The organism is Bradyrhizobium guangdongense (assembly GCF_004114975.1).
Taxonomy (GTDB): Bacteria; Pseudomonadota; Alphaproteobacteria; order Rhizobiales; family Xanthobacteraceae; genus Bradyrhizobium; species Bradyrhizobium guangdongense.
On sequence record NZ_CP030051.1, the window covers coordinates 5,593,644 to 5,618,169 of the forward strand.

Here is a 24,526-nt window from a genome sequence, read left to right on the forward strand (position 1 = left end):
CATGCCACTCCCACGGACGTGCGCCGTGTGAAACGCTTCTGCCCTGCATCCGGGGTGCATCAACCCAGTCATTACGGGCGCAGCGAAGCAATCCAGACTGTCACCGTGGAGGGACTCTGGATTGCTTCGCTACGCTCGCAATGACAGGGGAGAGAGCCGGGCCTAGCTCGCGGCACCTGCCAGTTTGACTTCTCTTGCCGACGCAATGTCCGTCGTCGCGATCAGCCGCTTCAGCTCGGGGATGCAGGAGCCGCAATTGGTGCCGGCCTTGAGCTTGGCGCCGATCTCGGCCGCGGTCCGCGCGCCGCCCGCGATGCTGTCGCAGATGGTGCCGCGGCCGACGCCGAAGCAGGCGCAGACGATCGGGCCGGTCGAGGCGGCGCCTTCGCCGGACTTGCCTGACAGCAGCATGCGGCGCTGCTCGTCGGTGACGTAATCGGCCGCGAACAGGCTCTTCACCACCTCCCAGTCGCCGGCATCATGCCCGGGGCCGACGAACAGGCAGGTCTCGATGCGGTCGCCCGCGAACGAGGCCGCGCGATAGATGCCGCCGCCGAAATCGCGATACTCGGCAATGTCCTCGCCGGAGACGGAATCGAGCCAGGCTGGCCAGCGCGACAGATCCGCATTGTCGGCGAAGAGATAGCCGAAGCCGCCGGCGACAGTGGCGCGGGTCCACAACAGGTTCTGTGGCAGATCGAGCTGCTTGCGCGACAGTGCGAAGCCGCGGAAGACGAACTCGTAAGGAGCGATCGCCGCCGGCGTCGCCTTCGACTCCGGCTGGCCCGAGAACGGATCGGTGAACGGTGCTACCAGCGCGCCGACGCGGCCGTGCGAAGCATTCATCGCGCTCCAGTGGATCGGCACGAACAGCGCGCCGCGCTGCTGGCCTTCGCCGACGACGACCTTCAGGATGCACTGACCATAATCGGTGGTGATGCGGGCGTAGCCGTCATGGACGATGCCGTACTTGCCGGCGTCATCAGGGTGGATCTCGACGAAAGGTTCGGGCAGATGCGCACCCAGGCGCTGGCTCAGGCCCGTGCGTGTCATGGTGTGCCACTGGTCGCGGATGCGTCCGGTGTTGAGCCTCAGGGGCCTCGAGGGCCCTGTCTCGCCACGCAGCGCCGGCACCTCCGGCGCGACGAAGCGGCCCTTGCCGTCATTGGTGAAGAATCCGCCCTCGGCGAAGAAGCGCTCGCCTGGTGCCTCGCCTTCGCGCGCAGGCCACTGCACCGGTTTCAAGGCGTCGAAGGCGTCGTCGGACAGCGAAGTCATCGCACCGATATCGAAGTCGCGGCTGCCGTCGTTCTCGAACGCCGAGAGCGCGGCGTGCTCGCGGAAGATGTCGGCCGCGGATTTGTAGTTGAAGCTGTCGCCGAAGCCGAGGCGCTTGGCGGTCTCGCTGAGAATCCACCAGTCGGGGCGCGCCTCGCCCGGCGCCGGCAGGAACGAGCGCTGGCGCGAGATGCGGCGCTCGGAGTTGGTCACGGTGCCCGATTTCTCGCCCCAGGCCAGCGCGGGCAACAGCACATGCGGGCCGGCCTCGACCGTGTCGTTAGAGAGCACGTTCTCCGAGACCACGAACAGCTCGAGCTTCTTCAGGGCATCGCGGACCATGTCCGCGTCGGGCAGCGACACCGCGGGATTGGTGCCCATCACCCACAGTGCCTTGACCTCGCCGCGATTGATCGCCTCGAACAGCTGCACTGCCTTCAGGCCTTCATGGGTGGCGATGCGCGGCGCCTTCCAGAACCGCCTGACACGATCGATGTCGGGCGGCGTGAAACCCATATGGGCGGCGAGCATATTGGCGAGGCCACCGACTTCGCGGCCCCCCATCGCGTTGGGCTGACCGGTCAGCGAGAACGGCGAAGCGCCCACCTTCCCGATCCGCCCCGTGGCGAGATGGCAGTTCAGGATCGCGTTGACCTTGTCGGTGCCCTGGGCCGACTGGTTGACCCCTTGCGAATAGAGCGTGACGACCTTCTCGGTGTCGCGGAACATCTTGAAGAAGATGGCGACGTCCTGCTCGGAGAGACCCGTGGCCAGCGCGGTCGCGGTGACGCTGCCGGCGATGTTGCGTGCGCGCGCCAGCGCATCGTCGAAGCCGGAGGTGTTCTGCGCGATGTAGTCGCGATCGAGCGCGCCATTGTCGGCAAGATGGACGAACAGGCCGGAGAACAGCGCGGTATCGGTGCCGGGCTTGAGGCCGAGGAACAGATCGACATCGCTTGCGGTATCGGTGCGGCGCGGATCGATCACGATCATGCGCGCGCCGCGCTCCGCACGGTTCTTCAACATGCGCTGGAATAGAACGGGATGACACCAGGCGGCGTTCGAGCCGACGAAGACGAGCAGATCGGCCTGGTCGAGATCCTCATAGCACCCCGGTACGGTATCGGCGCCGAAGGCGCGGCGATGGCCGGCGACTGAGGACGACATGCACAGCCGCGAATTGGTATCGACGTTGGCGGTTCCGACAAAGCCCTTCATCAGCTTGTTGGCGACGTAATAATCCTCGGTGAGGAGCTGTCCGGAGAGATAGAACGCGACCGCGTCGGCGCCGTCGCGCGCCACGATGTGCTGCATGCGGTGGGCGACATGATCGAGCGCATCGCTCCAGGCGACGCGTTCCAGCACGCCCTTGCAGCGGATCATCGGATACAGCAGACGGCTTTCCAGCCCGACGGTCTCGCCGAGCGCGGAGCCCTTGGAGCAGAGCCGACCGAAATTGGCGGGATGATCGGGATCGCCCGCGATCGCCGCCCCACCCTTGCCGTCGGGCGTCGCCAGCACGCCGCAGCCGACGCCGCAATAGGGACAGGTCGTTCTGGTTGCGCGAAGCGTCGGATCGATTGCCGTCATTCCAAACTGCCTTTTCAAGCCGCCCTGGACGGATGCGCCAGCGCGCGGCCGAACATCATGTCGGTACGGATCGCAGCCACCTTCTCGCGATTGCGGATCAGCTCGAGATACCAGAGCGCATCGACGGTATCGCCGATCAGCACGGCCCCGGTGAGCCGGCCGTCGGCGATGACGAGCTTCTTGTAGGTGCCGCGCCTGCGATCGGTGAGAACGAGGCTCTCGCTGCCGTCGCCGCCCATGAAATCGCCGGCGGAGAACACGCTGACGCCGGACACCTTCAGGTTGGTCGAGACGATGCTGCCCTGATAGGCGGCGGGGCGGCCGGCAAGATGCCGCGCCAGCACGCGCGCCTGCTCATAGGCCGGCTCGACCAGCCCATAGCAGGTGCCGCGATGCTCGGCGCATTCGCCAATTGCGTAGATGTCGGGCGACGCCGTCTGCATCACGTCGTTGACGACGATGCCACGGTTGACGGCGATGCCGGCGTCCTTGGCAAGCGCCACGTTGGGTTTGATGCCGGCGGCGAAGATCACAGCGTCGGCCTCGATGCGGCTGCCGTCGGCGAGCTCGACGGCCTCGACATGATTGTCGCCGTGAATCCGGGCCGTCGAAGCATTGAGCAGGATCCGGATGCCCTTGCGCTCCACCAGTGTCTTGAGCAGGTCGGCGGCCGGCAGATCGAGCTGACGCTCCATCAGCCGGTCCATCAGATGCAGCAGCGTCACCGGCGCTCCGGCCTTGGCCAGCCCGTACGCCGCCTCGAGCCCGAGCAGACCGCCGCCGACCACGACAACGCGCTTCCTGGCAGCAGCGAGCGTCAGCAGCAGGTCGACGTCGCGGCTGTCGCGAAAGGTGTGCACGCCTGCGAGATCGGCGCCCGGCAGGTTGAGCCGCAGCGGCGTCGATCCTGTGGCGAGCACGAGCTTGGAATATTCCACGCTCTCCTCGCCGTCGATCTTGAGCTCGCGGCGGCCGGTGTCGATCTCGGTGACGCGATAGCCATACCGAACCGTGACGCCGCGATGGCGCCACCAGTCCGCCGGCCGCAGCTCGATCTCGTGCGAGCCGGTCTCGCCGGCCAGCACGGAGGAGAGCAGCACTCTGTTGTAAGCGAGCCGAGGTTCATCGCCGATAACGGCAACCGCGTAGCGGCCGAGTGCGGTCTTGGCGAGTTCATCGACCAGACGCGCGGCCGCCATACCGTTACCGACGATGACGAGGGGCTCACTCACGAGACATCTCCTATTCGGCGGCCTGCGCCTGTGGGCCATAGGCCTCGGAAATCATGTAGCCGGACAGCACGCCATAGGCGTCGGTCCAGGCGGTGGCGAGTTCGGGTGTCCAGGCCTCGCCAAGGCCCTTCTCCAAGGTCCAGAGCAAGGTCGCGCCGACCACGGGATAGTGTTCGGCCTTGGCGCCGTAAGCGACGTGACGCTTGGCAAGCGCGGAGGCCGCGGGAAGAATCGTCTCGAGGTTCGACAGGCCGCTGACCACGGCAGCGAGCATGCCCATCAGCTTCTTGCGCTGCTCGGTCATGTCCTGCGGAAACATCGCGCGCACGGACGGGGCGACCTCGAACAAGCGGTCGTAGAACAGCTGGGAGGCTGCTTCTGAAATCGGCGCGACCTTGGAAAAGCTCTGCTGCACGAGCGCGATCTGTTGAGGAGTCATGATGTTGTCCTGTCTGTTTCGGTCTGCCTTCGTCCGCGCCGTTGCGGAAAAGGTTCATGGGCCAAACGTCACCAGAGAGACCTCTCCCCGCGTACGGGAAGAGGCGATTTTCGTAACCTCGCTTACACCCGCGCTTCGGCGAGGCTTGGCGCGCCTTCACCCTGCGGGCTGCGACGCAGATAGAACCACCAGGTCATAGCGAGGCAGACGGCGTAGAACGCGAGGAAGATGGCCAGCGCGAGCTGCGGACCGCCGGTCGCCGCGATCGACTTGCCGAAGCTGCTCGGGATCAGATAACCGCCGACGGCACCCACCGCGCCGATGAAGCCGACAGCCGCACCGCTCTCGATGCTCGCCGTCTTCAGCGCCAGCGCGCGCGCCGCGTCGCCCTTGCCGCGCACCTTGAACAGGTTTTCTTCGCGGAAGATCGAGGGGATCATGCGATAGGTCGATCCGTTGCCGATGCCCGTGGTCAGGAACAGGATCAGGAACATCGACAGGAAGCCGGTGAAATCCTTTTGCCCGACGAAGTAGAGGACGCCGATCGTGGCAGCCGCCATCGCGATGAAATTCCAGAAGGTGATGATGGACCCGCCGAGCTTGTCGGCGAGCCAGCCGCCGAAGGGTCGCGACAGCGAACCGACCAGCGGCCCGAGGAATGCGATCGAGATCGTCACCGTCGGAAACTGGGTCTTGATCAGCAGCGGAAACGCGGCGGAGTAGCCGATGAAGGAGCCGAACGTTCCGATGTAGATGAAGGCCATGATCCAGGTGTGCTTGCGCTTGACGATGGCAAGCTGGTTCTTGATCGACGCCTTCGCCGAGGTCAGGTTGTTCATGAAGAACATGGCGCCAAACACCGCGATCGCGATCGGCAATACCCACATCAGGCCGGCGTTCTGGAGATAGACGCCGCCGACCGGCTCTGCCTGGAACAGGTTGATGACGGCGAGCGTCATCAGGATCGGCGTCAACAGTTGCACGCTCGAGACACCGATATTTCCGCCGGCGGCGTTGAGGCCGAGCGCCCACCCCTTCATCCGGTCAGGGAAGAAGAAGGAGATGTTGGTCATGCTGGAGGCGAAGTTGCCGCCGCCGAGGCCTGCGGTCGAAGCAATCAGCAGCATCAGCCAGAACGGCGTGTCGGGCCGGCTCACGAAATAAGCGAGCGACAACGTCGGGATGAACAGAACGGCTGCGCTGAAAATGGTCCAGTTGCGGCCGCCGAACGTTGTTACAGCGAAGGTGTAGGGAAAGCGCATCAGGGCGCCGATCAATCCCGGCACCGCCACGAGTTGGAACAGTTCGTCGGTCGAGTAGTGGAAGCCCGCCTGCGGCAGCTTGGTCGCAACGATGCTCCAGATCAGCCAGACGGAGAAGCCGATGTGCTCGGCGACGATCGACCAGATCAGGTTGCGCCGGGCGACGTCCTTGCCGCCCCCATTCCAGAACGCCTCATCTTCGGGGCGCCAGTCAGAAATCCACGTCGGATTGCCTTCCTTCATTGGAAATAGTCCCTTTCGCTAGGAAGCGGGACACCGCCTCACGCGGAGGCGTAAAGCTGCACGCTCGGGGAAGCCCCCGTTTTCGGCGGTGTCACGATTTGAATGATTGCTCGGTGACGGCGTCGATGGCGTCGAAAGGCTTCAATTCAAGCTCCATGCCAAACCACGCTTCGCAGAAAATACGAACGTCCGCAGTGACTTACATCAATTGATGAAAAAATGTTCACGCCCATAATTGCATCAAAAACTTGCTCGCCGCTCATTTCTTGAATGCCGATTCGCCTGTTGATTGTGCGGCGCACAACTCTTGGGCAGGAGCCCGTTTTCGCGTCAGCTCGCCGCAGCGAGGGGTCAAATGCGACGTCTCGGAGGGGCTATCCGCTTCCGGCATTGGCAAATTCGGCGTCTGATAGGTGCCCGGCATGGCGCGATCGCTTGGCACATCCATTGCTTCCATCCTGCCTAGTCAACGATGACTGACAGTGAGCCGGAGCATCAAGCCACCGAGGCCACTGGGAAGCCTGTTCGCTGGTCCGCCAAGGCGGTCATCGTGACGCTATCCCTTGCGCATGTCGGTGCCCCTCTTCGATCCGCGTCCACTCTCTCGGGCGCAAAGCTCACTGCCTGGCAGAGGCGTCGATCCGGCACGGGCCTGGTCGATCGTGCACATGAGCAAAGGAGCTGTTGATGTCGTATCTCGCACCCTCGGAATTCGTCACCAAGATGGTGGACGCCGGCGAATCCAAGATCTTCATGTCCACCCGGGATACGGTCATCCGCGCCTACATGGCCGGCGCCATCCTGGCACTCGCGGCCTGGTTCGCCGTCACTATCAACGTCAACACCGGCCAGCCGATCATCGGCGCGCTGCTGTTTCCGGTAGGCTTCTCCATGCTCTATCTGCTGGGCTTCGACCTGCTCACCGGCGTGTTCGTGCTCTCGCCGCTTGCGCTGATCGACAAGCGGCCGGGCGTGACGCTCGGCGGCGTGCTGCGCAACTGGGGCCTCGTCTTCGTCGGCAATTTCGGCGGCGCGCTCACCGTCGCCTTCATGATGGCGTTCGTCACGACCTTCGGCTTCACCCAGGACCCGGACAAGGTCGGGGCTGCGATCGGCAATATCGGCGAGGGCCGCACGCTGGGCTATGCGGCACATGGCGCCGCCGGCATGGCGACGCTGTTCATCCGCGGCATGCTGTGCAACTGGATGGTCTCGACCGGCGTCGTCGGCGCCATGATCTCGACCACCGTCCCCGGCAAGGTGATCGCGATGTGGATGCCGATCCTGGTGTTCTTCTACATGGTGTTCGAGCATTCGGTCGTGAACATGTTCCTGTTCCCGTCCGGCCTGATGCTGCACGCCAGGTTCTCGATCCTCGACTATTTCATCTGGAACGAGATCCCGACCGTGCTGGGCAACCTGGTCGGCGGCCTCGCCTTCACCGGCCTCACACTCTACACGACGCACGTGTTGACCAAGCCGAAGCGGCAGCCGGCCGCCAATCCGTCGAGCCGCGCCGCGGCCTGATCGAATTGGTTTGAGCAACAAGGGAGCTTTGCCTGATAAGGTAAGGCTCCCTTTCTGTTGGTGGCGAGGATGGGTCGGGGCTTGCAAATCTCGATCGGGCAGCACTCCGACAAGGGGCGCAAGCCGGTCAACCAGGACTTTCACGGCGCGCTGATTCCGACGGAGCCGCTGTTGAGCCTGAAGGGAATCGCCGTCGTCCTGGCCGACGGCATCTCGAGCAGCGCGGTGAGCCAGGAGGCGAGCGAGTCGGCGGTCAAGAGCTTCCTGACCGACTATTACTGTACTTCCGAATCCTGGACGGTGAAGCATTCGGCGCGGCGCGTGCTTGAAGCCACCAACTCGTGGCTCCATGCCGAAACGCGGCGCAGCCGGTACGCCTATGATCGCGACAAGGGCTACGTCTGCACTTTCACGGCCATGGTCATCAAGTCGACCATGGCCCACATCTTTCACGTCGGTGACTGCCGGATCTACCGCGTAGCCGGCAAGGCTCTCGAACAGCTGACCGATGACCATCGCACCATCGTCTCGTCGGAGCAGACCTATCTCGGTCGCGCGCTCGGGATCAACCCGCAGATCGAAATCGACTACCAGGCTCTTCAGATCGAAAAGGGCGACATCTTCCTGCTGGCCACCGATGGCGCGTACGAGTTCGTCGATCAACGCTTCGTCACGGCCACACTCGAGGCCTGTGCCGGCGATCTCGACGGGGCGGCGAGGAGTATCGTCGAGGAGGCCTATCGGCGCGGCAGTGACGATAACATCACCGTCCAGATCCTGCGCATCGACGAGGTGCCACGGACTGGCTCATCGGAGATCTTTGGCAGTACCGCCGAGCTGCCGCTTCCGCCATTGCCGGAGCCCCGGGCGCTGTTCGACGGTTACCGCATCGTGCGCGAAGTGCATGCCTCTAGCCGCAGCCATATCTATCTGGCGGTCGACAGCGAGACCGACGAGATGGTCGCCCTGAAGATCCCCTCGATCGATCTCCGCGACGAGCCCGCCTATTTGCAGCGCTTCCTGATGGAGGAGTGGATCGCGCGGCGGATCGACAGTCCGCACGTCCTGAAGCCGCGCTCGCGCTCCAAGCGGCGAAACTATCTCTACGTCGCGACCGAGTTCATCGAAGGGCAGACGCTGCGGCAATGGATGCTGGACCATCCGCGTCCCGACATCGAGACCGTGCGCGACATCGTGGACCAGATCGCGTCGGGCCTGCGCGCCTTCCATCGCATGGAGATGCTGCACCAGGATCTCAGGCCCGACAATATCCTGATCGACAAGACCGGCACCGTGAAGATCATCGACTTTGGCGCGGTCAAGGTCGCCGGCGTGGCGGAAGCATCGCCCGATCCGGCCGACGCCGAAATCCTCGGGACGTTGCAGTACACCGCACCGGAATATTTCCTCGGCGAAGGCGGCTCCCCGCGCTCGGACATGTTTTCGCTGGCGGCCATTTGCTACCAGATGCTGACCGGAGAGTTGCCTTACGGCGCCCAGGTTGCCCGCATCAGGGGACGGTCGGACGCATGGAAGCTCCGGTATCGTCCGGCCAGCCACGACGACCGCGCCGTCCCCATCTGGATCGACGGCGCGCTACGCAAGGCGCTGCATCCCGATCCCAACAAGCGGCACGAGGACCTGTCCGAATTCACTTACGAGCTCAGGACTCCGAATCCGGCCTATTTCGCCACGCGGACCACGCCCCTGATCGAGCGCAATCCGCTGCTGTTCTGGAAGCTGACGACGGTGGTTCTGGCCTGCACCGTCGTCGCCTTGCTCGCCCTGCTGCATGCGCGTTAGCAGGGCTGGCCCGGTCAGGCCGGCTCTGCCGCCTTCGTCCCCAGCGGCTTGGGCGCGATGCCGCCGCCCGGCTTGAGGTGGAATTCGTAAGTCATCAGATGCCACTTCCCGGTCGCCTTGGTGCCGTCGGGCATCTCGGCATCGGTGCGCGGCTCGACCTTGGCGATGAGGTCGTCCTTGACCCCGAACACCACGTCGGAATCGAGATATTTGTCGCCGTCCATGAAGACATGGGTGATCAGCGGCTCGTACCCCCTGGCGTTGACCAGGAAGTGCACATGCGCCGGACGCATCGGATGACGCCTGGTCTGCACGATCATCTCGCCGACGGGCCCGTCGGTCGGGATCGGATAGCTGCACGGCAGAATGGTGCGGAAGAAGAAGCGGCCATCGGCGTCGGTGATGAAGCGCGCCCGCGCCGAGGCGCCGACTTCGTCATAGTTCGCCTTCTGGGAATCGTAGAAGCCGTCGTCGTCGGCATGCCAGACGTCGATAGGAACATTGGCGAGCGGCTGGCCCTTGAGATCGGTGACGCGGCTCTGCACGAACATCCGCTCGCCAGTCAGGTTGTTCGGCGAGATGTCGGTGCCGTGGGCGGTTACCTTGTGCTCGCCGACATAGAACGGGCCCAGCACCGTGGTCTCGGTGGCGCCGTCGCGGTCGCGATGATTGACCGCGTCGACCAGCATGGAGACGCCGAGCACGTCGGAGAGCAGGATGAACTCCTGCCTTGTATCGCTGCATTTCTGGCCGGTGCGGGTCAGGAAATCGATGGCGTATTCCCACTCCTCGAAGGTGAGACCGGTCTTGCTCACGTAATCGTGCAGCGACTTCACCAATTCCTGCAGCAGGAATTTCGCGCGGCGGTCAGGCGTGTTGTCGAAGCTTTTGACGACGGCTTCGGTAAGCTCGGTCTCGTTGAACTGGGTCATGGTGCGTTGCCCTTGTTTTTTCTCGTTGGCCCGTTGAGGCTCCTTGGAGGCGTTCCAGGCCGGAGCCTACACCATCGGGCGGGCTCGCGTTAAGCGCGACCCGCTTGGAAGAGGGGCGTCATTTCGGCTATCAACGTCGGACAAAACTGCCCGGAGGAACTGATGCTCGCCCCAACCCCCGCCTCGCCCGAATCCGTCGGCATGTCGAAGGCCGCGCTCGACCGCGTCGATGCCCATCTGAAGGCCAGGTATATCGATGCCGGCCGCTTCCCGGGCACGCACCTGCTCGTCTACCGCCGCGGCAAGATCGCCCACAGCTCGGTGCAGGGCCTTGCCGATGTCGAGCGCAAGGTGCCGGTCAGGGACGACACCATCTACCGCATCTATTCCATGACCAAGCCGCTCACCAGCGTCGCCTTCATGATGCTGGTCGAGGAAGGCCTCGTCGCGATCGACGAGCCGGTCGCAAAGTACATTCCGGAATGGAAAAACCTCGGCGTGTTCGTCGCCGGCACCTCGCCGTCCTTCCTGACCCGGCCGCCGTCCCGCCCGATGCTGATCGTCGACCTGCTGCGCCACACGTCAGGGCTGACTTACGGCTTCCAGCAGCGCTCCAATGTCGACGCCGCCTATCGCGCCGAGAAGATCGGCGAGGTCGAGAAATCAGGCACGCTCCAGGGCATGATCGAGGGCCTTGCGAAGATCCCGCTGGAATTCTCGCCGGGCGAGGCCTGGAACTACTCGGTCGCGACCGACGTGATCGGCTACCTCGTCGGCAAGATTTCCGGCATGCCGTTCGAGCAGTTCCTGAAGGAACGGATCCTGGATCCGCTCGGCATGACCGACACCGATTTCCACGTGCCGGCTTCCAAGGCGCATCGCTTCGCCGCGTGCTACTCGGCAGACCCGGGCGGCGGCATGACCTTCCACGCCGGCCAGCACCGCGAGGGCATCACGCTCCAGGATGATCCGGCGACGAGTTCGTTCCTCTCCCCGCCCTCCTTCATCTCCGGCGGCGGCGGGCTGTGCTCGACGGTTGCCGACTATCTGACCTTCTGCCGCGCGCTGCTCAACGGCGGCGAGCTTGGCGGCGTGAGGCTGATCGGGCCGAAGACGCTGGCGCTGATGACGAGCAATCACGTTCCGGGCGGGCAGACGCTGCCGGAGATGTCGCGCTCGCTGTTCTCGGAGGCCACCTATAACGGCATCGGCTTCGGCCTGGGATTTGCGGTGACCATGCGCCCGGCCGAGACGCTGATTGCCGGCAGCCCCGGCGAATACAATTGGGGCGGCGCGGCTACGACCTCGTTCTGGATCGATCCGGCTGAAGAGCTGATCACGATCTTCATGACGCAGGTTCTGCCGTCGAGCGCCTATCCGCTCCGACGCGAGCTGCGCAGCATGGTCTATGCCGCAATCACCGAGAGCAATCTCTGACCTTCCTAACATTTGTTGCAATGGGCTCCGCGTCATCGCGGAGCTCATTGCTTCTCTGCTAGTGGAAATGGCCGATCAGATAGATTCCACCGCCGATCACCAGCACGGCCGGAACGGCCCACAAGATCAAGACTGGCATTTGTCATCCTCCTCAGTTTGACGTGCAGACCTTGACGGTCTTCATGCTGCTCTCAGCCTCGGTGCGCGATTTGTAGATCGTGCCCGAAGGACTGACGACCGTCATTGACGAGTCCGTCGGCTTCTTGTCGACGACGGTGCATTTCTTGGTCTTGACGTCCTGCACGACGTAGAACTCGTCGGCCGCGAACGCCGGCAGAGAGAATGCAGTAATCATCAGCGCTGCGGTCATGATCTTCAGTTTCATCTGGTTCCTCCTCCAATCGCCGGGCATTCGGCACCCGGTCTATTCAGGAACGGGAAAAACTAGCAATTTGTTCCTATTGAACCGGAACGACGCCTTCGGCGGGATGTTGACGGAGCGGTCATCTCTCGGAGTCGATCGCATGTCACCGCATCGCGAGGCCCGGATCGCCGGGCTGAGCTTGGCGGCCGTTTATGCCCTCTGCCTGCTGCTCACCGCAATCAGCATGAGCTGAGATGAACTGCGTTCCAGAACTCCTGTTCCGAACCGCCCGCCGGATACGAAAAATCATGGCGCCGCGCCTGCCCTGCCCGTATGGTTTGAGAAAATCATAATCCGGCGCGATCGCGCTGGAACCGGGGCGCCCGCGTTTGTCGAAACTCACCTTGCCGGTCCGACTCGCTCTCCTGGTCACGGGAACGATGCTGCCCTTGATCGTCTTCGCGGTCGGCATTGCCTATTTCAATTATCGTCAGGACCGCAGCGACGCGACGCGCCGGGTGCTCGAGACGGTGCGGAGCATGCGTCTCGTGCTCGATGCCGAAGTGCAGCGGATGACGGGCGGCTTGCAGGTGCTCGCGCTCAGCGATTCCCTGCGCAACGGGGACTTCGACGGCTTCCGGCGTCTCGCCGTCGGATTCATCAGTCAATATGGCGAAGACAGCGTCCTGCTGCTGGCCGACAGGTCCGGGCACCAGCTGTTCTCGACGGCCACGACCGAAACGAAGAATCTGCCGTCGCGCAACAACCACGAAATCGTCGAACGGGTCTTTGCGAGCAAGGCGCCGCAGTATTCCGATCTGTTCGTTGGATCGACCAAGAAGCGTGCGATCGTTACGGTCGAGGTCCCCGTAATGCGCGACGGCGAAGTCGCCTATGCGCTCTCCTTCAGCCCGCCGATCGACATTTTCCAGCACCTGATCGAGCGGCAGCGCCCGGACGAGCGATGGACCGTATCGCTGCTGGACAGCAAAGGCATCGTTTTCGCGCGCGCTCCCAATCCCGGCGAGACGTTTGGCAAGCAGGCATCGCCATCGCTCTTCGAGGCGATGTTCCGCTCACCCGAGGCGGTTCTGTCGAGCGTCTCGCTCGACGGCGTCGCGCTTGCTTCGGCCTATACGCGATCGCGGCTGACCGGCTGGACCATCGCGGCCGGACTCACCGAGAGCTCGCTGATCGCGCCGCTCTGGCGCAACATCGCGATCACCAGTCTGATCGGCGGCGTGCTGCTCCTGGTCGGCCTCACCTTTGCGATCAGGATGGCAACGACGATCGCGCGCGGCGAGATGCTGCACAATCTTCTGATCGAGGAGCTCAACCATCGCGTCAAGAACACGTTGGCGCTGATGCAGGCGATTGCGGTGCAGACTTTTCGCAGCGCAAGTCGCGACGAGCGAACCAAGTTCGAGGGGCGCCTCGGCGCGCTCGCCGAAGCACATAACCTTCTCAGCCAGGAGAAGTGGGCAGGCTCGGAACTGCGGGACGTGATCGCACGCGCGCTCCAGCCGTTCCTGCTTGCAAATCCCGATCGCATCCGCATGGCCGGCCCCGGCGTGCCAGTGTCGCCGCGGCTCGCCGTGGTGCTGTCGATGATCGTGCACGAGATCGCGACCAACGCCGCGAAATACGGCGCCTTGTCCAACGAGACCGGCCGGGTGACGCTGGACTGGGAGGTCCTCGCCGACACGCCGAAGCCGCGGCTGCGGCTGATCTGGACCGAACTCGGCGGCCCATTGGTGACGGCGCCGGTACAGCGCGGCTTCGGCTCTCGCCTGATCGAGCGCAGCGCACGCGACCAGCTCGGCGGCGAAGCCACGGTCGACTTCCTGCCGCGGGGCGTGGTCTGCACGGTGACCTGCGCGCTGGACGGGGAGCGGTGAAGCAAGGATATCCCAAATGAAGATCACCAAAGTTCGCACCCACGTCCTCGAAGCCAAACTCTCGCAGCCTTTCGCCTATTCGCGCGCCTGGTACGACACCCGCAGCGCGATGCTGGTCGAGATCGAGACGGACGACGGCGTGACCGGCTGGGGCGAATGCTACGGACCTGCGCGGATGACGGCGGCGGTCGTCACAAGCGTCGCGCCATGGCTGATCGGCGAGGACCCGCTGCGCACCGAAGTGCTGTGGCAAATGATCTACGCGCGCCTGCGCGATCACGGCCAGAAAGGCGTCGTGATCCAGGGCTTGAGCGGCATCGACATCGCGCTGTGGGATATCAAGGGCAGGCATTTTGGCGTGCCCGTGCATCAGCTGCTCGGTGGCGCCGCGCGGAGGGAGGTGCAAGCCTATGCGACCGGGCTTTACCGGCGCAAATCCGGCGATCCGCTCAAATATCTGCCGGAGGAAGCGGCCGCTTATGCCGCCGAAGGTTTTCGCGCCGTGAAGGTGAAGGTCGGCTTCGGCATAGCGGAGGACGCCGCCGTCACCCGCGTCGTGCGCCAGGCGATCGGTCCGGACGTTGCACTGATGGTGGATGCCAACCACGCCTATGATGCCGTCGCCGCGATCCGGCTCGGCCGGCTGATCGAACCCTACGAGATCGGATGGTTTGAGGAGCCGGTGCCGCCGGAGGATGTCGCGGGCTATCGCGCGGTGAAAGCCGCGCTGACGATCCCCATCGCCGGCGGCGAATGCGAATTCACGCGCTTCGGCTTCCGCGACCTGTTCGCCTCGCACGCGCTCGACGTCGCCCAACCCGATACCTGCGCAGCCGGCGGCCTCAGCGAATGCAAGAAGATCGCCGACATGAGCGAGGCGTTCGGCATCCGCTACAATCCGCATGTCTGGGGCACCGGAATTGCGCTCGCGGCCTCGCTTCAGCTCCTTGCCGTGCTGCCTTCGCACACGCCGACTTCACTGGCACCGCTCGAGCCGATGCTCGAGTTCGATCGCACCGAACATCCGATCCGGCAGGCGATCCTGAAAGAGCCGATCGAGCACGTGAACGGCGTGGTTCGTGTGCCCGATGGTCCGGGCCTCGGCATCGAGATCGACCGCGAGGCGCTGGCGCGATTTGCGCTGACTTAGCGTAGCACCGAAAGATCGTCGCGCTTGTCCCGCTTTAGCGGCGACGCAAGCCACCATCGAAGGGATCAAACGCGCCGTCCGCGACGGCGCCCTACCCGATCGTCTGCAGCGACGGAAACGTCTCCAGCAGCCAGATGCTCACATTGGAGACCGCGCCGGTGAGGAAGCCGATGCCGGTGATCACCATCAACACGCCCATGGCGCGCTCGACATTGACGAGGTGGCCCTTCATGCGCGCGAACAGCTTTGTGAACTGCTCGATCATCAGCGCGGCAATCAGGAAGGGAATGCCGAGACCGGCGGAATAGACCGCGAGCAGGCCGGCGCCCTTCGTCACGGTGGCTTCGGCCGCGGCGATCGAGAGGATGGCTGCGAGGATCGGGCCGATGCAGGGCGTCCAGCCGAAGGCGAAGGCGAGGCCCATGATGTAGGCGCCCCAGAGCCCGACGGGCTTCGGAATCGGAAGCCGCCCTTCCCGCATCAACAGGCCGATGCGCGTCAGCCCGAGGAAGTGCAGCCCCATCACGATGATGACGATGCCGGCGAGGATCGACAGCTCCGCCGACCAGGCGCGGATCAGTCCGCCGATCAGAGAGGCGCTGGCGCCGAGCGCCACGAACACCGTGGAGAAGCCCAGCACGAACAGCAGCGCCGAGATCATGATAGCGCGCTTCGAGGCCGTGTCAGGCTCGTCGCTCTCGACATGCTCGATCGTGGCGCCGGTGAGATAGATCAGATAGGGCGGCACCAGCGGCAGCACGCAAGGGGAGAGAAAGCTGACGAGGCCGGCAATCAGCGCCGCCGTAATCGAAACATTTTGCATGATGCAGTCAAAACCATCCCGGGCGCTCGGGCTGGGCGCGGTCAACGCGCACGGGACCAGAGCCGAACCGGCTCTGGTGTAGCCGATGCCGGGGAATGCGCAACAGAGGCGCGATCAAACCAGGGCTCCTCCCGATGCCATCTGCGATCACAGATGCGGCACCGGGACGCGCACAGATCTCGCAAAAAAGCGAGATCCGGCGGCGCGGCTACTTCACCACGCGGAGCAGCGGACGCCGGGGCTGGTCCTGCGTCTGCTTGGAGGGGGACGGCGGCTCGCTGGCAGCGCTCCGCAGCATCTCGTCGCACAGCGCCTTGAGGTCGGCACTGTCAATTCCTTTGAGCTTCATCCTGACGTCGAGGATGACGATCGAGAGCAATTCGGCCGACTCGCGGCTGTTGCCTTCGTTGAGAACCTTCCAGCACTCCTCGAGCGTCTCGAGCACCGCCTGCAACTGTTCGTCTGAATGCGACACCGGCGTTCTTTCCGTTAATTCGGCCTGCGAGACGTGCTTGAAACGATCCCCTCGGCCCCCAAAGAGCACCAAGGATAACACGAGGACTCCGTGCCCTCGAAGACGATTTCGGTGTGTTCCTGCGTTGAAACAGCGGTTCCAGACGGCATCATTCGGCGCAGCAAGCCAGAACGGTGAAGGGTGAAACGTTTGAGCGGGCGCGATTGATCCGTCTCATCGGGGCGCAAGACGTCTTGCATGCCTGCCTCTGGTCCAGTTGGACCCGGCAATCCCGCAGCCATTCTACGGCTCGCAACGGAACGCACGCCTACCCCTCTTCCGGACAGAAATCAGCCCGTTCCCAACCCCAAGCACACCTAAATACCGTCTCTGGCGCGGTAAGTATGAGTTCAAAACTCACCGTTCCCCAACCCGTCGTGGTTGTGGTTTGCGCTAGATTCTGCCAGTTTAGCGGCCCGAAGGGACTTGTATGCATTCCTTAGCGGAAAGGGGCGTTCCACGAGAGGAACGCCTAAAGACAAACATCAGCGGCCTCTCGGACTGGGATGCCGCCCGCATATTCCTTGAAGTCGTTCGATGCGGAAGCTTCCGATCGGCGGCCGAACGCCTGTCGTTATCGATCAACGCCGTCCGCCGCCGAATCGATGATTTCGAGCGCCAGACCGACACCACGCTCTTCACCCGCGACGTCCATGGCACCCATCTTACCGATGAAGGCGCACTGGTGGTCGCGGCCGTCGAGCGCATGGAGGCAGCTGCCTTCGACGTGATGCGCACCAGTGATTCGACCGCCAACGCCCTCACCGGCGAGGTCCGCGTCGCCGTCACCGAAGGATTGGGTACGTTCTGGCTCGCTCCGCGCTTGGTGGAATTCCAGCAGGCCTATCCGAAGATCCTGGTCGATCTGCATTGCGCGATGCGCTCGGCCGACGTCTCCCGCCATGAGGCGGACGTCGCCATCCATCTGTCGCGCCCCTCGGCGCTCGACGTCAAGCTGGTGCGGCTCGGCCGCATGCACCTGATGTTCTGGGCCTCCCGGAGTTACGTCGAGAGATATGGCGCGCCGCGCTCGGCGGCGGAATTGATCAAGCACCGCCTGGTGCTGCAATTCGCCGATCAGATCGCCGCCAAGGAAACCTTCGAGAGCTTCTTCCCGGGCGTTCCGGAGCGTGACCTTCTGGTCATGAAGACCAACGTCTCAAGCGCCAATTATTGGGCGGTCGCGAATGGCGCCGGCATCGGCGTCTTCCCGAGCTATGCCATTGCGCTTGGCGGGAAGTTGATTCCACTAGAGGTCGAGTTGAACCGACCGCTGGATATCTGGTTGTCCTACCATCCCGGTAGCGGCCGGATTCCCCGCGTGCGGCACATGATTGACTGGCTGATCGAAGCTTTCAATCCGGCTCGCTTCCCGTGGTTTAAGGAAGAGTTCGTGCACCCGCATGAATTCAAGGACTCGTATATGGGCGAACCCCTGACCCAGCTCTTCGGGGGATTTTCAACCGAAGAACAAAGGTGAAAACAGAGATGAAAGCAGCGGCGAAAAGGATGAAGCAGCGCAGTGCCGGCAAGCCGGACATTGAGCTTGGCAAGCGGATCCGTCTGCGGCGCGTCGAGATGAAGATCTCGCAGGCCGAGCTGGGCGAAAAGCTCGGCGTCAGCTTCCAGCAGGTCCAGAAATACGAGAAGGGCGTCAATCGCGTCGGCGCGGCTCGTCTTCAACAGATCGCCTCCGCCCTCGATGTGCCCGTGACCTTCTTCTATGACGGCGACAACAAGGCCCGCGAAGTCGAAAGCCTCCTGTTCCTGGACTCGGCTTTCAGCCTCCGCCTGCTGCGCGCCTACAGCAAGATCAAGGACCAGACGGTGCAGCGTCAGCTCGTCTCGCTGATGGAATCGATCGCGGCGAACGAGGACTGAGCCGGTCGACGGTCCGGTCCTTCCGGCCCGATGTTCAATCCGCCGCGCCGCGGGGGCGCGGCCGGATTGGGCGTGATATGACGACTCAGGTTTGGGCCCGCGCGCCATCCGCGCGGTCTTGGCTTTTCGGGGCGGCCTGGCCGCCCCTTTTCTTTGCGCTATGCCGGCATCCGCCGTCATTGATCGCTGATATCGCGAACCCTTCCTGACCTTGCTGCGACCTAATCGAGAGCCGTGGTGCCAGGAATGCACCGGTTCGATGTGCCACGCTTAATGGGACCGCAACCCCGATGCCCTAGCCTTCCGCCAATTTCAGCGAATCGGCGCATGCGGCCTGGGCGGCCGGGACGCGCCGACACGAGCGCCCGTTGCGGGTCTCGTCCTCATGGGGAAGACCGGACAAAATGTCGAAACGCCATGTCGTGATCATTGCCATGGGCCTGCTTGCCAGCGCTTCGGCGCTTGCGCAGACCGAGACCACGGGCCAGAGCGGCCCCAAGGCCAATAGTTCGTCCGGCACGGTGCCCGCGACCGCCAACCCGGCTCACGCCGCCGCGCCAAAAGCCGCAGCAGCCCCGGCCTCCACCGCCGAGAGCCGCTCCGCCGCGGCGCTCGCGCTGACGCATGAGCCGACCTATGATGAAGGCACCGCCCAGCGGATCAAGGACGCGGCGCTGAGCTATTCCGACCTTGCGGTGCGCGGCGGCTGGCCGACGATTCCCGCGGACGCAAAATTCGCGCTCGGCGTCCAAGGGGCCAATGACGATCTGCTCCGCAAGCGGCTGATCCTCTCCGGTGACCTTGCGTCCGACAAAGCGAGCGGCGCCTATGACCAGGATCTCGCTGACGGTGTGAAGCGCTTCCAGGCCCGTCACGGCCTTGCACTTACGGGCCTGATGACGCCGCGCACGCTCGCGGCCATGAACGTCCCGGTGCAGAAGCGTATCCGCCAGCTGGAAGCCTCGCTCGAGCGGCTCGAGAACACCAATTTCAGCTTCGGCCAGCGTTATGTCGTGGTCAACATCCCCGCCGCCTACGCCGAGGCGGTCGAGAACGACGTGGTGGTGCGGCGCTATCGCGTCATCGTCGGCAAGACCGAAAAGCCCTCGCCGACATTGACGGCCCAGATCACCGGCGTCGTGCTCAATCCGACCTGGACGGTCCCCTCCTCGATCGCCAAGACCGAGATCTCCGCCCACATGCGCAAGGACCCGACCTATCTGTCGCGCATGCACATGGAGGTGCTCGACGCCCACGACAATCCGATCGATCCGCGTTCGGTCGACTGGTCGGGCACGCACACGCCGAACTTCACCGTGCGCCAGCAGAACGGCAGCTTCAACGCACTCGGCGCGGTCAAGATCGACATGCCGAACTCCTATTCGGTCTACATGCACGACACCAACCAGCGCAATCTGTTCAGCGACGACTACCGCTTCGATTCCCACGGCTGCTCGCGCGTCGACAATGTGCGCGATCTCGCCGCCTGGCTGCTCAAGGACCAGCCGAAATGGACCCGCGCCGCGATCGATGCAGAGATCGCCACCGGGCAACATCAGGACGTCGCCATGGCCAGGAAGGTCCCGGTCGCCTGGATCTATCTCACGGCCTGGATGACCAAGGACCAGACCATCCAGTTCCGCAACGACGTCTATAACCAGGACGAACAGTTGCTGGAGGCGACCGCCGAGGAAGCGGCGTTCTTCAGCAACGCCGGCAACCACCCGCTGACCGCGCATATGGCGCAATAGGCATGCAATCGCGGCACGGGTGGCTGCGGATCTCTTCACCCGCCGCAGTTGACCCGGACCTCGGGCTGACAGCACATTGCGCCTTGTCTGAAGACAAGCGAGCGCGCGATGCCTGACCTCTCCCAAAATACCCCCTACGCCGACGGCAAGATCCTCAAGCAGGTCATCGACGGCGTCGGCGTGATCACCTTCAACAATCCCGACAAGCGCAATGCGATGTCGCTGGAGATGTGGGAGGGATTCGGCGAGGCGCTGACAGCCTTGCGCGACGACGAGACGGTGCGCGTCGTGATCCTGCGCGGTGCCGGCGGCAAGGCGTTCGTGTCGGGCGCCGACATCAGCCAGTTCGAGAAGGTCAGGCACAACGCTGCCGCATCCGAAGCGTATGCCAGGCGCAGCGCCGCCCAGCGCGCGCTGCTTGCCGATTATCCCAAGCCGACCATCGCGTGTATCGAGGGCTTCTGCCTCGGCGGCGGCATGCAGGTCGCGATGCTCGCCGACATCAGGATATCAGCGCATGGCAGCCAGTTCGGCATTCCCGCGGCAAAGCTCGGCATCGCTTATGGCTATGACGGCTTGAAGCACCTGGTGTCGCTGGTCGGGCCGTCCTGGGCCCGGCTCCTGATGTATACCGGCATGCGCATCGACGCGGCGGAGGCGCTGCGCATCGGCCTCGTCGAGCGCCTGTTCCCCATCGATCAGCTCTGGGGAGAGACGATGGCGATCGCGCAGACCATCTCCGAAAACGCCCCGCTCGCGATCAAGGCCGCCAAGATCACCATCGCGCAGGTGCTGAAGGACGAAAGCGCCCGCGACATGGACGCGATCAAGGCGATCGGCACGGTCTGCATGGACAGCGCCGATTTTCGCGAGGGCCGGCAGGCCTTCATGGAAAAGCGGAAGCCGCAGTTCAGGGGAAGGTAAAGGGTCGCCTCGAGCGCACGTCTTTCCGTCGTCATTGCGAGGAGCCCTTGCGACGATGCAATCCAGAAAGCATCTGCGGAGAGATTCTGGATTGCTTCGCTGCGCTCGCAATGACGAAGCGGAGAGAACGGCACTCTGGAACTCGCCGGTAGTCTGAACCTTCATTCACCAAGATTAAATTCCTCGCGCGGTTTGTCGCGGTAGCAACCACTTGATCCCTCGCAAGTTCTTCCGCCACCAACGAGGGAGATTGCGATGAAACTCAAATTTGCTGTTCTTGGTCTGGCTGCCATAGGCGGTGCCGCGCTGGCGTCGGGACAAGCGCTCGCGGCAATGCCGAACGGCATCCCGCAGGCCGACCAGGTTGCGAGCGGTCCGGCGGCGCATGTCGATCAAGTGCGGATGGTCTGCAATGCCTGGGGCCGCTGCTGGTGGCGTCCGAACTATTACGGCGCCTACGGCTTTTATGGCCCGCGGCCGTTCTACGGCCCGCGCCCCTGGGGCTGGCGCCATCGCTACTGGCACCGCTGGTGAACGAGAAGGGGCCGCAAGGCCCCTTTGCCCCACGCTCCCGATCGAAGAGACGAATCCCGCTCGTTCAGCAGACCAGGCAGCAGCTCTAGGAAGCCGCTTCGTGGAGAAGTTGGCCCGCAGTTACGATGCGCACTGAGCGATTTGTTAAGAGGTTGCTCCAGACCCGATGGTGATGTCGGATCACGGCAGCAGCGTCCATATGCGGCCGATCGCTCACTGTATGAGCGTCACTGGCAACAACGACGTGGTGGTCGCTTGATATTGCCGAACGGACCGTTGAATCGACGCAGGAATCGGTCGCCCAGCCGGTGACGATGACCCGATCCGGCGCAATTTGAGCCAAGGTGCTGTGCAGCCCGGTTCGAACAAACGGATCGTTCAATGTCTTCTCGATCACGGCGTCGTCTGTGTGACGATCCAGTTCGGGCAGAAATGACCACCCCTCGGCGTCCCGCTCAAAACCATCGCCCGGCTTGCCGCAGTGCCTGATCCATATGACCTTGCCAGATCTTTCACGCACCATCGCGGTAAGCAAATTTATGCGTCGAACCACGCCCTGAAGATCGTGCTTCGGCGCACCATTCAAGAGGCCCACCTGCATGTCGAGCACAATGATCGCGTCCATCGGACTGCTCGGCTATTTCGAGAACTGAATATACACCTTCCTCAGAGCGCCGCGAGCACCGCCCTGGTGATATCCGCCGTGCCATTGCTGCCACCAAATTCCATCGGCGTGAGACCCCCGGCATAGACCTGATCGACCGCGCGCTCGATTTGCTCGCCTGCCTCCGTCGCGCTCTCGATGCCGTGCTTGTCGGCGAGCCAGTCCAGCATCATCGCCGCCGACAGGATCATGCCGGTCGGGTTGGCCTTGCCCTGTCCCATGATGTCAGGGGCGGTGCCGTGGCATGGCTGGAACACCGCGTAGGTGTCACCGATGTCGGCCGAAGGCGCCATGCCGAGGCCGCCGATCAGGCTCGCGGTGATGTCGGAGACGATGTCGCCGAACATATTCTCCATCACCATCACGTCGAAATCCCATGGGCGCTTGACCAGCATCGCCGCGCAGGCGTCGACATAGAGCCGATCGGTCTTCACGTCCGGATGCTTCTTCGCGATCTCGTCGAAAATGCCGCGGAAGAACGCAAACGCCTTGAACACGTTCGCCTTGTCGACGCAGGCGAGGGTTCCCTGCTTGCCGCGCGCCTTGCGCCGCTCGGCGAGGCGAAACGAGAAGTCGAACAGCCGCTCGGATGTCTTGCGCGTGATCACCATGGTCTCGCGCGCGTCCTCGTGGGTGACGACGCCCTTGCCCATCGAGGCGAACAGGCCTTCGGTGGACTCCCGGATCACCACGAGATCGATGCCGCGCTGGTCGGCGCTGACGATCGGGCTCGGCACGCCGGGAATGAGGCGCGCCGGGCGCACGCCGGCATAGAGATCGAAGATGAAGCGCAGCTCGATCTGCGGCGCGATTTCGGTGTTGTCGGGGTAGCGCACCGACGGCAGACCGCAGGCCCCGAGCAGGATCGCGTCCGCCCCCTCGCACAGCTTGATCGTCGAATCCGGCATCGACTTGCCGGTGGCGAGATAATTGTTGGCGCCCGCCGGCGCCTCGGTGAAGCGGAAGCTCAGGCCCGACCTGTCGCCGACCTTGCGCAGCACTTCGAGCGCGGGCGCCATGACTTCGGGACCAATGCCGTCACCGGCGAGCACGGCAATGTGAAAGGCGTTGTTTGCGGACATGGGTTTCCTACGCGACGAAAGAAGTGGCCCGTCATGGCGAGCGAAGCGAAGCAATCCAGAACTGCATCTGCGGAAACATTCTGGATTGCTTCGTCGCTTCGCTCCTCGCAATGACGCGTCGAACTACGGCACGAGCACGGTGCGCCCGACCACCGCGCCCTGCTGCAATTGCAGCAGCGCCTCGTTGGCCTTGTCGAGCGGCAGCCGCGTCACCGGGATCGGCGGCACCTTCTTCGCACGCACGAGATCGAGCAGTTCCTGCGTCTCGCGCAGGTTTCCCACATAGCTGCCTTGAATCGTCACCGCCTTGATCGGAATCAGCGGCAGCGCCCAGGTCGCGCCGCCGCCGAACAGGCCTACGATGACGAGCTTGCCGCCCTTGGTCAGACAGTCGAAGCCGAGCTGCGTCGTCGCGGCGTTGCCGACGAGATCGATCACCGCGCGGATCGGACCGCCGGCCTTCTTTGCCAGCTGCTCCAGCGCATCCGGCGCCTTGGGATCAACAGTTGCAAGCGCGCCGGCCTTTTCCGCGGCCTCGCGCTTCCTGGCGTCGATATCGACCATGATCGCACCCTTGCCCCCCATCGCCTTCAAGAGCGAGAGCGCCATGAGCCCGAGACCGCCGGCGCCGAACATCACGATCGGCGTGTCGAAATGCTGCTCGACCTTCTTCAGCGCGCTGTAGGTGGTGACGCCCGAGCACGCATAAGGCGCGGTCGTCGCGGGATCGAGCCCCCTGAGGTTGAGCAGGTAACGCGGATGCGGCACCAGCATGTGATCGGAATAACCGCCATCGCAATAGACGCCGAGCGAGCGCGGGGTCAGGCACATGTTCTCGTCACCGGCAAGGCACGTCGCACATTTGCCGCAGCCGATCCAGGGATAGACCAGGCCGACATCGCCGAGCTTGAGATCGCCCTGGTCGGCCGGCTTCACGTGGGGGCCGAACGCAACAACCTCGCCGACAGTCTCGTGGCCCATGGTCAGCGGCAGATTGATGCCGCGATCCCTCAGCGACAGCGGCTTGCGGCCATGGCCCAGATCGTAGCCGCCTTCCCAGATGTGAAGGTCGCTGTGGCAGACGCCGGCGGCCTTGACCTTGATCAGCACCTGCGTGCCCGACGGCTGCGGCGTCGCCTCATCGAACTCCTGCAGCGGCGCCTTGAAATCGGCAACCTTGAAACTCTTCATCAGCGTC

Annotated in this window: 21 protein-coding genes; 10 read left to right on the plus strand and 11 right to left on the minus strand. The window is 63.8% G+C overall.

Translation table 11 applies throughout. From position 1 onward, the window contains the following. Positions 1-162: 162 nt before the first annotated feature. The 4 genes from X265_RS26730 to X265_RS26745 form a co-directional block, all read right to left on the minus strand. Positions 163-2,868 (minus strand): nitrate reductase, encoded by a 2,706-nt coding sequence (locus X265_RS26730; protein WP_128967541.1) that lies wholly within the window; start codon positions 2,866-2,868, stop codon positions 163-165. 14 nt (positions 2,869-2,882) lie between these two features. Then, entirely contained in the window at positions 2,883-4,100 is a 1,218-nt protein-coding gene (locus tag X265_RS26735; RefSeq protein ID WP_167506283.1) for an NAD(P)/FAD-dependent oxidoreductase, read from the minus strand. 10 nt (positions 4,101-4,110) lie between these two features. Next, positions 4,111-4,539, minus strand: coding sequence for a globin family protein (locus tag X265_RS26740; RefSeq protein ID WP_092295803.1), 429 nt, complete (start codon positions 4,537-4,539; stop codon positions 4,111-4,113). Positions 4,540-4,661: 122 nt separating this feature from the next. Then, a complete protein-coding gene (locus tag X265_RS26745; RefSeq protein WP_128967543.1) occupies positions 4,662-6,044 on the minus strand; it encodes an MFS transporter in 1,383 nt (460 codons plus the stop codon). A gap of 687 nt (positions 6,045-6,731) precedes the next feature. Here X265_RS26745 and X265_RS26750 point away from each other — a divergent pair. Continuing rightward, entirely contained in the window at positions 6,732-7,571 is an 840-nt protein-coding gene (locus X265_RS26750; protein ID WP_128967544.1) for a formate/nitrite transporter family protein, read from the plus strand. A gap of 69 nt (positions 7,572-7,640) precedes the next feature. Continuing rightward, entirely contained in the window at positions 7,641-9,374 is a 1,734-nt protein-coding gene (locus tag X265_RS26755; protein WP_164938810.1) for a bifunctional protein-serine/threonine kinase/phosphatase, read from the plus strand. A gap of 14 nt (positions 9,375-9,388) precedes the next feature. Here the strand turns inward: X265_RS26755 and X265_RS26760 are convergent, their stop codons facing one another. Beyond that, entirely contained in the window at positions 9,389-10,306 is a 918-nt protein-coding gene (locus tag X265_RS26760) for a dioxygenase family protein (RefSeq protein ID WP_128967546.1), read from the minus strand. A gap of 162 nt (positions 10,307-10,468) precedes the next feature. Between X265_RS26760 and X265_RS26765 the strand changes: the two genes are divergently transcribed. Beyond that, positions 10,469-11,743 (plus strand): serine hydrolase domain-containing protein, encoded by a 1,275-nt coding sequence (locus X265_RS26765; RefSeq protein ID WP_128967547.1) that lies wholly within the window; start codon positions 10,469-10,471, stop codon positions 11,741-11,743. A gap of 151 nt (positions 11,744-11,894) precedes the next feature. On the opposite strand, the gene X265_RS26770 is transcribed toward X265_RS26765, so the two are convergent. After that, positions 11,895-12,128 carry a hypothetical protein gene (locus X265_RS26770; RefSeq protein ID WP_128967548.1) on the minus strand — a complete coding sequence of 78 codons (234 nt, stop codon included), beginning with the start codon at positions 12,126-12,128 and terminating at the stop codon, positions 11,895-11,897. A 419-nt stretch (positions 12,129-12,547) separates the two neighbouring features. On the opposite strand from X265_RS26770, the gene X265_RS26775 reads away from it, so the two are divergent. Continuing rightward, positions 12,548-14,005, plus strand: coding sequence for a sensor histidine kinase (locus tag X265_RS26775; protein ID WP_128969415.1), 1,458 nt, complete (start codon positions 12,548-12,550; stop codon positions 14,003-14,005). 16 nt (positions 14,006-14,021) lie between these two features. Continuing rightward, entirely contained in the window at positions 14,022-15,155 is a 1,134-nt protein-coding gene (locus X265_RS26780; protein ID WP_128967549.1) for a mandelate racemase/muconate lactonizing enzyme family protein, read from the plus strand. A 91-nt stretch (positions 15,156-15,246) separates the two neighbouring features. On the opposite strand, the gene X265_RS26785 is transcribed toward X265_RS26780, so the two are convergent. Together X265_RS26785 and X265_RS26790 are read right to left on the minus strand one after the other, a co-directional pair. After that, positions 15,247-15,978: a cytochrome c biogenesis CcdA family protein gene (locus X265_RS26785; protein WP_128967550.1), complete on the minus strand. Its 732-nt coding sequence runs from the start codon at positions 15,976-15,978 to the stop codon at positions 15,247-15,249. Positions 15,979-16,186: 208 nt separating this feature from the next. Continuing rightward, positions 16,187-16,453, minus strand: coding sequence for a hypothetical protein (locus X265_RS26790; RefSeq protein WP_128967551.1), 267 nt, complete (start codon positions 16,451-16,453; stop codon positions 16,187-16,189). Positions 16,454-16,922: 469 nt separating this feature from the next. Here X265_RS26790 and X265_RS26800 point away from each other — a divergent pair, with 469 nt between their 5' ends. The 5 genes from X265_RS26800 (at position 16,923) to X265_RS26820 (ending at position 21,582) form a co-directional block, all read left to right on the plus strand. Beyond that, the gene (locus tag X265_RS26800; RefSeq protein ID WP_128967552.1) at positions 16,923-17,972 is read left to right on the plus strand and encodes a LysR family transcriptional regulator; all 1,050 of its coding nucleotides are present in this window, start codon (positions 16,923-16,925) and stop codon (positions 17,970-17,972) included. Between the two features lie 29 nt (positions 17,973-18,001). Continuing rightward, positions 18,002-18,373 (plus strand): helix-turn-helix domain-containing protein, encoded by a 372-nt coding sequence (locus X265_RS26805; protein ID WP_164938811.1) that lies wholly within the window; start codon positions 18,002-18,004, stop codon positions 18,371-18,373. A gap of 404 nt (positions 18,374-18,777) precedes the next feature. Beyond that, the gene (locus X265_RS26810; RefSeq protein WP_128967554.1) at positions 18,778-20,124 is read left to right on the plus strand and encodes a L,D-transpeptidase family protein; all 1,347 of its coding nucleotides are present in this window, start codon (positions 18,778-18,780) and stop codon (positions 20,122-20,124) included. Positions 20,125-20,232: 108 nt separating this feature from the next. After that, positions 20,233-21,048: an enoyl-CoA hydratase gene (locus X265_RS26815; RefSeq protein WP_128967555.1), complete on the plus strand. Its 816-nt coding sequence runs from the start codon at positions 20,233-20,235 to the stop codon at positions 21,046-21,048. 255 nt (positions 21,049-21,303) lie between these two features. Beyond that, on the plus strand, positions 21,304-21,582 hold the full coding sequence (locus tag X265_RS26820) for a hypothetical protein (protein ID WP_128967556.1): 279 nt from the start codon (positions 21,304-21,306) through the stop codon (positions 21,580-21,582). 85 nt (positions 21,583-21,667) lie between these two features. Here the strand turns inward: X265_RS26820 and X265_RS26825 are convergent, their stop codons facing one another. The 3 genes from X265_RS26825 to X265_RS26835 all read right to left on the minus strand — a co-directional run bounded on the left by X265_RS26825 (position 21,668) and on the right by X265_RS26835 (position 24,519). Next, positions 21,668-22,207 (minus strand): isochorismatase family protein, encoded by a 540-nt coding sequence (locus tag X265_RS26825; protein WP_128967557.1) that lies wholly within the window; start codon positions 22,205-22,207, stop codon positions 21,668-21,670. Positions 22,208-22,248: 41 nt separating this feature from the next. Beyond that, on the minus strand, positions 22,249-23,328 hold the full coding sequence (locus X265_RS26830) for an isocitrate/isopropylmalate dehydrogenase family protein (RefSeq protein ID WP_128967558.1): 1,080 nt from the start codon (positions 23,326-23,328) through the stop codon (positions 22,249-22,251). A 123-nt stretch (positions 23,329-23,451) separates the two neighbouring features. Next, the gene (locus X265_RS26835) at positions 23,452-24,519 is read right to left on the minus strand and encodes an alcohol dehydrogenase (RefSeq protein WP_128967559.1); all 1,068 of its coding nucleotides are present in this window, start codon (positions 24,517-24,519) and stop codon (positions 23,452-23,454) included. Positions 24,520-24,526 lie beyond the last annotated feature (7 nt).

Excerpts from the sequence above, each read along its gene's own strand:
- X265_RS26820 (WP_128967556.1), top strand. The coding sequence starts at position 21,304 with ATGAAACTCAAATTTGCTGTTCTTGGTCTGGCTGCCATAGGCGGTGCC.
- X265_RS26765 (WP_128967547.1), top strand. The coding sequence starts at position 10,469 with ATGCTCGCCCCAACCCCCGCCTCGCCCGAATCCGTCGGCATGTCGAAG.
- X265_RS26825 (WP_128967557.1), bottom strand. The coding sequence starts at position 22,207 with ATGGACGCGATCATTGTGCTCGACATGCAGGTGGGCCTCTTGAATGGT.
- X265_RS26785 (WP_128967550.1), bottom strand. The coding sequence starts at position 15,978 with ATGCAAAATGTTTCGATTACGGCGGCGCTGATTGCCGGCCTCGTCAGC.
- X265_RS26740 (WP_092295803.1), bottom strand. The coding sequence starts at position 4,539 with ATGACTCCTCAACAGATCGCGCTCGTGCAGCAGAGCTTTTCCAAGGTC.
- X265_RS26730 (WP_128967541.1), bottom strand. The coding sequence starts at position 2,868 with ATGACGGCAATCGATCCGACGCTTCGCGCAACCAGAACGACCTGTCCC.
- X265_RS26760 (WP_128967546.1), bottom strand. The coding sequence starts at position 10,306 with ATGACCCAGTTCAACGAGACCGAGCTTACCGAAGCCGTCGTCAAAAGC.
- X265_RS26805 (WP_164938811.1), top strand. The coding sequence starts at position 18,002 with ATGAAGCAGCGCAGTGCCGGCAAGCCGGACATTGAGCTTGGCAAGCGG.
- X265_RS26745 (WP_128967543.1), bottom strand. The coding sequence starts at position 6,044 with ATGAAGGAAGGCAATCCGACGTGGATTTCTGACTGGCGCCCCGAAGAT.
- X265_RS26775 (WP_128969415.1), top strand. The coding sequence starts at position 12,548 with ATGCTGCCCTTGATCGTCTTCGCGGTCGGCATTGCCTATTTCAATTAT.
- X265_RS26770 (WP_128967548.1), bottom strand. The coding sequence starts at position 12,128 with ATGAAACTGAAGATCATGACCGCAGCGCTGATGATTACTGCATTCTCT.
- X265_RS26800 (WP_128967552.1), top strand. The coding sequence starts at position 16,923 with ATGCATTCCTTAGCGGAAAGGGGCGTTCCACGAGAGGAACGCCTAAAG.
- X265_RS26815 (WP_128967555.1), top strand. The coding sequence starts at position 20,233 with ATGCCTGACCTCTCCCAAAATACCCCCTACGCCGACGGCAAGATCCTC.
- X265_RS26750 (WP_128967544.1), top strand. The coding sequence starts at position 6,732 with ATGTCGTATCTCGCACCCTCGGAATTCGTCACCAAGATGGTGGACGCC.
- X265_RS26830 (WP_128967558.1), bottom strand. The coding sequence starts at position 23,328 with ATGTCCGCAAACAACGCCTTTCACATTGCCGTGCTCGCCGGTGACGGC.
- X265_RS26780 (WP_128967549.1), top strand. The coding sequence starts at position 14,022 with ATGAAGATCACCAAAGTTCGCACCCACGTCCTCGAAGCCAAACTCTCG.
- X265_RS26835 (WP_128967559.1), bottom strand. The coding sequence starts at position 24,519 with ATGAAGAGTTTCAAGGTTGCCGATTTCAAGGCGCCGCTGCAGGAGTTC.
- X265_RS26755 (WP_164938810.1), top strand. The coding sequence starts at position 7,641 with ATGGGTCGGGGCTTGCAAATCTCGATCGGGCAGCACTCCGACAAGGGG.
- X265_RS26810 (WP_128967554.1), top strand. The coding sequence starts at position 18,778 with ATGTCGAAACGCCATGTCGTGATCATTGCCATGGGCCTGCTTGCCAGC.